The sequence below is a fragment of the Natronospira sp. genome, assembly GCF_007134575.1.
GTDB classification, from domain to species: Bacteria; Pseudomonadota; Gammaproteobacteria; order Natronospirales; family Natronospiraceae; genus Natronospira; species Natronospira elongata.
On record NZ_SLKM01000256.1, the window covers coordinates 1 to 6190 of the forward strand.

The 6190-nt window shown below is 64.4% G+C and carries 5 protein-coding genes; all 5 read left to right on the plus strand.

The window, feature by feature from the left end; genetic code table 11:
* Nucleotides 1-219: 219 nt before the first annotated feature.
* The 5 genes from ACJWXQ_RS10180 to galU all read left to right on the plus strand — a co-directional run bounded on the left by ACJWXQ_RS10180 (nt 220) and on the right by galU (nt 6144).
* The gene (locus ACJWXQ_RS10180) at nt 220-2172 is read left to right on the plus strand and encodes a polysaccharide biosynthesis protein (protein ID WP_406672757.1); all 1953 of its coding nucleotides are present in this window, start codon (nt 220-222) and stop codon (nt 2170-2172) included.
* Between the two features lie 216 nt (nt 2173-2388).
* Entirely contained in the window at nt 2389-3450 is a 1062-nt protein-coding gene (locus ACJWXQ_RS10185; protein WP_406672758.1) for a GSU2403 family nucleotidyltransferase fold protein, read from the plus strand.
* Between the two features lie 466 nt (nt 3451-3916).
* On the plus strand, nt 3917-4474 hold the full coding sequence (locus ACJWXQ_RS10190) for a nucleotidyl transferase AbiEii/AbiGii toxin family protein (RefSeq protein ID WP_346052476.1): 558 nt from the start codon (nt 3917-3919) through the stop codon (nt 4472-4474).
* Nucleotides 4458-4664 carry a hypothetical protein gene (locus tag ACJWXQ_RS10195; protein WP_406672759.1) on the plus strand — a complete coding sequence of 69 codons (207 nt, stop codon included), beginning with the start codon at nt 4458-4460 and terminating at the stop codon, nt 4662-4664. Before ACJWXQ_RS10190 ends, ACJWXQ_RS10195 begins: the two co-directional genes overlap by 17 nt.
* A gap of 580 nt (nt 4665-5244) precedes the next feature.
* Complete coding sequence (galU, locus tag ACJWXQ_RS10200) at nt 5245-6144, plus strand: UTP--glucose-1-phosphate uridylyltransferase GalU (RefSeq protein WP_406672760.1); 900 nt, start codon at nt 5245-5247, stop codon at nt 6142-6144.
* The last annotated feature ends 46 nt before the right edge of the window (nt 6145-6190 follow it).

Consider the following 6190-nt stretch of genomic DNA (forward strand, 5'->3'; position numbering starts at 1 on the left):
CTTGCGAGCTCCGCTCGGAAGGGGGAGACAGAGGGGGATCCCCTCAGCACTCAGCACTCAGCACTCAGCACTTCACTAAACCCCTTCCCCAAGCTATCCTTACCACTCTCGGTGTGGCGCTCTGGGGGGGGAGTGCCCCTGTCACCGCCGACAGGGTCACGCCGGTTCCATTTTTATCCGCCTGACACGGACGATAGGCGCTGGGGAGGTTGAAGCCCAATGAAGGGTGCTCAGAAACCGCAACACAACAGCAACCATCAGCCACGGCGGATTCGCCGTGCCCTGATCATTGCCCATGATGCCCTCTGGGTCCCCCTGGCCATTGCCGCCGCCTTCTGGGTCCGCTTCAACCTCGGCTCCATCCCGGCGGACTTCTGGCTCCCCATGCTCATCCTGGCCGCGGTCGCCATCCCGGCCCACATGCTCACCTTCTGGGCCTTCGGCGCCTACCGCGGCGTCTGGCGCTTCGCCTCCATGCCCGACCTGGTGCGCCTGTCCAAGGCCGTCGCCGTGGGTGCGCTCATCACCCTCGCCGCCCTGTTCATCTACGACCGCCTTGCCGGCGTGCCGCGCTCGGTGATCTTCCTCTATCCGCTCTTCCTGCTCGGCGGCACCGGCGGCGCGCGGGCCTTCTACCGGGCGCTCAAGGAATACCACATCCACCGGCGCGAGGAACGCGGCGTCCAGAACGTGATCGTGGTCGGCGCCGGCAAGAACGGCGAGCACGTCCTGCGCGGCCTGCGCGTCTATACCAGCCTGCGCCCGGTCGGCCTGGTGGATGATGACCCCAACAAATGGGGCACCGAAATCTACGGCGTGCGCGTGCTCGGCCCCACCAGCCAGCTCGCCGAACTCTGCCGGCGCAAGCGGGCCGACCAGGTCATCGTCGCCATTCCCAAGCCGGGCCGTAAGACCTACTCCCGAATCCTTGCCCAGGCCAACGAGGCCGGTGTCCATTGCCAGGTCAGCGCGAGCATGACCGAGGACGAGGAGGGCAACGGCTTCGGAGGCCTGCGCCCGGTCACCACCGAGGATGTGCTCGGCCGCGACCCGGTCAACCTCGACGACGGCGCCATCGCCGCCACCGTTCGCAACAAGACGGTGCTGGTCACCGGCGGGGGCGGCTCCATCGGCCTGGAGCTGTGCAAGCGCGTGCTGGGCCACGAACCGGCCCGCCTGGTGGTCTTCGACCAGTCCGAATACAACCTCTACGAGGCCGAGCACGCCCTGTCCATGGCCCGCAGTCAGGCGCCCATCGACTTCGTCCTCGGCGATGTCTGCGATCAGGCCCGGGTCCAGGCCCTGTTCCGGCAGAAAAAGCCGGATATCGTCCTGCACGCGGCCGCCTACAAGCACGTCCCCATGCTCGAGAGCAATGTGGTCGAGGGTGTGCGCAACAACACCTTGGGCACCCGCATCATCGCCGAGGCCGCCGGCCACTTTGGTGTGCGCAAGTTCGTGCTGGTCTCCACCGACAAGACCGTCCACCCCACCAACGTCATGGGCGCCTCCAAGCGCGCTGCAGAACTCTTGTGCCTGTCGCTGCAAAAGCGCCACCCGGACACCTGCTATCTCATCACCCGCTTCGGCAACGTGCTCGGCTCGGCCGGCTCGGTGATTCCGTTGTTCGAGCGCCAGATCCGCGAGGGCGGGCCGGTCACCGTCACCCACCCCGAGGTCAAGCGCTTTTTCATGACCATCGAGGAAGCCACCGGCCTGATCATCCAGGCCACGGCCCTGAGCCGCGGCGGGGAAGTCTTCGTGCTGGAAATGGGCCAGCCCATCCTGATCCGGGAACTGGCCGAGAACATGATCCGCCTCTCCGGGCTCACCCCCGGCGAGGACATCAAGATCGTCTACACCGGCCTGCGCCCCGGCGAAAAGCTGGAAGAACAACTCTTCTACGACACCGAAACCCTGCACGGCACCGGCCACAGCAAACTGCTCCTGGCCGACAACAACGACATCGCCGCCGGCATCGAGGAAAACGTCGAGGCCCTGACCAGCGCGGCGCTCGCCCGCAGCGAAACCGGCGTCCTCGACGCCCTCGGCCGTCTCGTCCCCGAATTCAACCGCCGCCGCGACGAGGCCGAACCGCGCCACGATCAAACCCTGTCCGACAGCCCCCAGGACCAGGCCAAACTCCCCACCAGCCTGCGCGTCATAAAATAACCCGGCCCCCCACCCCACCGTAGGAGCGGATTCATCCGCGATCAAGCCTTAAGGAACCTCTGATTAATTCATTCGCGCCCACGGCGGGAGGCCGCCCGCGTCCTCCCGCTTGTCCCTTGTCCCCCGAAACAGGCTACACGGGCTCCATACCGGCGGCGACTGGAGTTATACGCAATAACATTCTATTATGCGTATAACTCCAGTGGAGATTGGCTGATGCATTACACGCCTTTGTCCCTCACCGCCCGGACGCTGTACGCCGAACTGAGCGAACTGGCCCTCGGCATGGGATTGGCCAGCGACATGGGCAAACGCCCCGGTTCCCTCGTCCGCAAGACGGTGAAAGGGCGCGATTATCTCTATTACCAGTATCTCGACCTGGCGGGCCAGCGCCGACAGGCCTATCTTGGCGCCAGCGAATCGCGGGCGGCCCGGGTCATTGAACAGGCGCTGTCGCTGTCCAGTGAGGAGCGTGAGGACCGCACCCAGCTTCAGAAGCTGCGGGCCGCCTTCATCGGCGCGGGCGGTACGCCCATCGACACCGCGCCCGCCAGGGTCCTGGTGGCCTTCGCCGAAGCCGGCATCTTCCGCCCATCCTCCGAATACGGCGTTCTGGTTGGAACCCTGGCCTTCCATGTCTATGGCAACCTGCTCGGTGTGCGTTGGGCCAGCCCAACCCGCACCCAGGACATCGACATCGCCGGGCAATCCGACATCGGCCTGGCCATCCCGCAACCCGACGAGCCCTTGCCGGATGTCCTGGCCCGGCTTGAGATGGGCTTCGTCCCTGTCCCGCCGCTCAATCCCAAAGCACCTTCAACCAGCTTTCGTGTGCGTGGCCGTGAGCTGCGCGTGGACCTGCTGACGCCGGAAATCGGCAAGGCCAAGGGCGTTCGCCGTGTACCGGCTCTCAAGAGCAGGGCCACCGCGCTACGCTTTCTCGATTACCTGATCGAAGACACCATGCCGGCCGTTGCCATCGGCCGCAAGCAGCTTGCACTGGTGAATGTGCCCCACCCGGAACGCTTCGCACTGCACAAGCTGCTGGTCTCCGAAAACCGGCCACCGGCCTTTGCCGCCAAATCCGAAAAGGATCGGGTCCAGGCCCTGCAGCTACTCGCGGTTCTCCGGGAAGAAGCGCCTGATGGCCTGGCCGAGGCCGTATCGGCCATTGAACAGCGCGGCACCAGCTGGCGATCCCGCTTGGTCAAGGCCCTCGACAAATGCGCCGAACGCCACCCGGCGGAGACTGACTTCGTCCGCCAGCACCTCAGCTGATCCCCCACTGTGGAAGAGGCTTCAGCCTCGACTTCCCAGAGCAGCCAGCCATCCCCCCGGCCGTAGGAGCGGATTCATCCGCGATCAAGCCTTAAGGAACCTCTGATGAATTCATTCGCGCCCGCAGCCAACGGGATTTTTCCTCTCGCGAGGCGCGACGAGCGTAGTGTAGCCCCTGTGCTACATGAGCGAGGAGTAACGAAGTCGAGAGGGAAAATCCCGTTGGCCCACAAGGGGTTGGCGCTGAGAACGCCTGCTTCTGCGTTGCATTGCTTGCCCGTAGCACAGAGGCTACTGTGCTGCGCAATGCGCCTTGAATCAGACGCTCTCAGCGCCAACTGCGGGTGCGAATGAATTCATCAGAGGTTCCTTAAATCGCGAATGAATTCGCTCCCACGGCAGCTGGCCCCCTGCGCCGCCCTCCCGCTTGTCCCTTGCCCCCCGAAACAGGCTAAACTCCCTGCCCATGGACTTTCTCAAGGTACTTCAGCGGCTCAGCGAGGCCCTGTCCCGGGACGGCATCCACTATGCGCTGATCGGTGGTTTCGCCCTGGCCATGCGCGGCGTCCAGCGCGCCACCGCGGACCTGGATTTCCTCCTGCTGCTGCAGGACCTGGAGCGGGCCCACGCCATCCTCACGGCATTGGGTTATCAACGGATCTTTCACTCCGAGAATGTCTCCCACTACCGGGCGGAGACCGACGAATTCGGCCGCATCGATATCCTGCACGCCTTCCGTGGGCCTTCTCTTTCCATGCTGGAGCGAGCGGAACGCATGGAAGCCGGCCCCGGCTTGAGCATCCCGGTGTTGCAGACAGAAGACCTCATCGGTCTCAAGATCCAGGCCGCGGCCAATGACCCGAACCGGGCGGACGAGGACTGGCTCGACATCCGCCTGCTGCTCCAGGCAGCCAAACACCAGGGCAGGGCGCCGGACTGGGAACTGATTGCCGATTATCTGGCCCTATTCAACAAGCAGGACCAGCTCAAGATACTGGAGGCATGGCATGGCCAGGCTGACTGAAGAAGAACGCCGCCAACTCCGCGAAGCCGCCGAACGGCCGGTGGAACAGCCGCCGCAAGACGAGGACGAGCGTTTCGTCGCCCCCACCCCCGAGGCCCGCCTGCGCTACATCCGCTTCGCCACCCAGGCCGCCCGCCTCCACCGCTCAGCCCCCTTCCGCCCCATGCGCGGCAACCACTGGAAGCTCTAATCCCCTGTGGCAGAGCCCCCCACTGTGGAAGAGGCTTCAGCCTCGGCTTCCCAGAGCAGTCATCGAAACCCCGCCCCCGTGCCAGCCTGGCACAGCCCGGTCGTAGGAGCGGATTCATCCGCGATCAAGCCTTAAATCAGCCCTCAATCGCGAAAAAATTCCCTCCCACGGCAGGTGGCCCCCATGAGCGATACCCACGAAAACCTCGAAGACTTCCGACGCTACGCCGCCGCCATGGCCCGCCTGCTCTAGCCATTAACACCTCAGCGCCTCCGCGGGAAAACGCCTTTGAATTTCTTGGCGTCTTCGCGCCTTCGCGTGAGGCCCACCTTTCCAGGCACCCCCCATCCGGGGGATAGCAATAACCGCCCCAACCGGCGCAGAATCCCGCCAAGACCCTGACCAGCCACGAAAATCGAACCCCGTCAAGGCCTACACAGCCAAAAGCGCATCCCCTATACTCGATTGCGCTCGCAAGCGCCTTGAGGGGAGGCGCCAGGATTGAACATAAGAGGGCAATGACCAGGAGCGCCAACCCTCGCTAAACGCACTGACAGGAAGTCAGGGGAGGAGTCACCCAATGCAAGCACCCATCCGCAAGGCCGTGTTTCCCGTAGCCGGCCTCGGCACCCGCTTTCTGCCCGCCACCAAGGCCAGCCCCAAGGAAATGCTGCCCGTGGTGGACAAGCCACTGGTGCAATACGCCGTGGAAGAGGCCGTGGAAGCCGGCGTGGACACCATCATCTTCGTCACCGGCCGCAACAAGCGCCCCATCCCGGACCATTTCGACCGCGCCTACGAGCTCGAAAACGAGCTCATGAAAAAGGGCAAGCACGATCGCCTTCAGGCCGTCCGTGATGTCATCCCCGACCATGTGGACTGCGTCTACATCCGCCAGGCCGAAGCCCTCGGCCTCGGCCACGCCGTGCTCTGCGCCAGGAACATCGTCGGCAACGAACCCTTCTATGTGGTCCTCGCCGATGACCTCGTCCACAACGGCGGCAAGGGCTGCCTGGCCCAGATGGGCGAGCAATTCGACCAGCTCGGCCACAGCCTCATCGGCGTCCAGCAGATCCCGCAGGAACACAGCAACAAGTACGGTATCGTCGCCGGCGACAAAGTCAGCGACCAGCTCCGCCGCCTCAACAGGATCGTGGAAAAGCCGGCCCCGGAAAATGCCCCCTCCAACTGGGGCGTGATCGGCCGCTACGCGCTCACCCCGCGCATCTTCCACCACCTGGAAAACACCCCCCGGGGCGCCGGCAACGAAATCCAGCTCACCGACGCCATCGACGCCCTCCAGCAGGAAGAGGCCGTTTACGCCTACAACTTCCACGGCAAGCGCTACGACTGCGGCGACAAGCTGGGCTATCTGGAAGCCACGGTGGAAATGGCGCTGAAACACCCGGAGCTGGGTGGTCCGTTTGCGGATTATCTGATGCGGTATGCCCGCGAACAGGCGCAATCCCGGGCTTCCTGACGGGCCCGAAAACACGGTAGTCTTTCCAATTGCTCACCGGCCTGGC

Excerpts from the sequence above, each read along its gene's own strand:
- ACJWXQ_RS10195 (WP_406672759.1), top strand. The coding sequence starts at position 4,458 with ATGGCCAGGCTGACTGAAGAAGAACGCCGCCAACTCCGCGAAGCCGCC.
- ACJWXQ_RS10190 (WP_346052476.1), top strand. The coding sequence starts at position 3,917 with ATGGACTTTCTCAAGGTACTTCAGCGGCTCAGCGAGGCCCTGTCCCGG.
- ACJWXQ_RS10185 (WP_406672758.1), top strand. The coding sequence starts at position 2,389 with ATGCATTACACGCCTTTGTCCCTCACCGCCCGGACGCTGTACGCCGAA.
- galU (WP_406672760.1), top strand. The coding sequence starts at position 5,245 with ATGCAAGCACCCATCCGCAAGGCCGTGTTTCCCGTAGCCGGCCTCGGC.
- ACJWXQ_RS10180 (WP_406672757.1), top strand. The coding sequence starts at position 220 with ATGAAGGGTGCTCAGAAACCGCAACACAACAGCAACCATCAGCCACGG.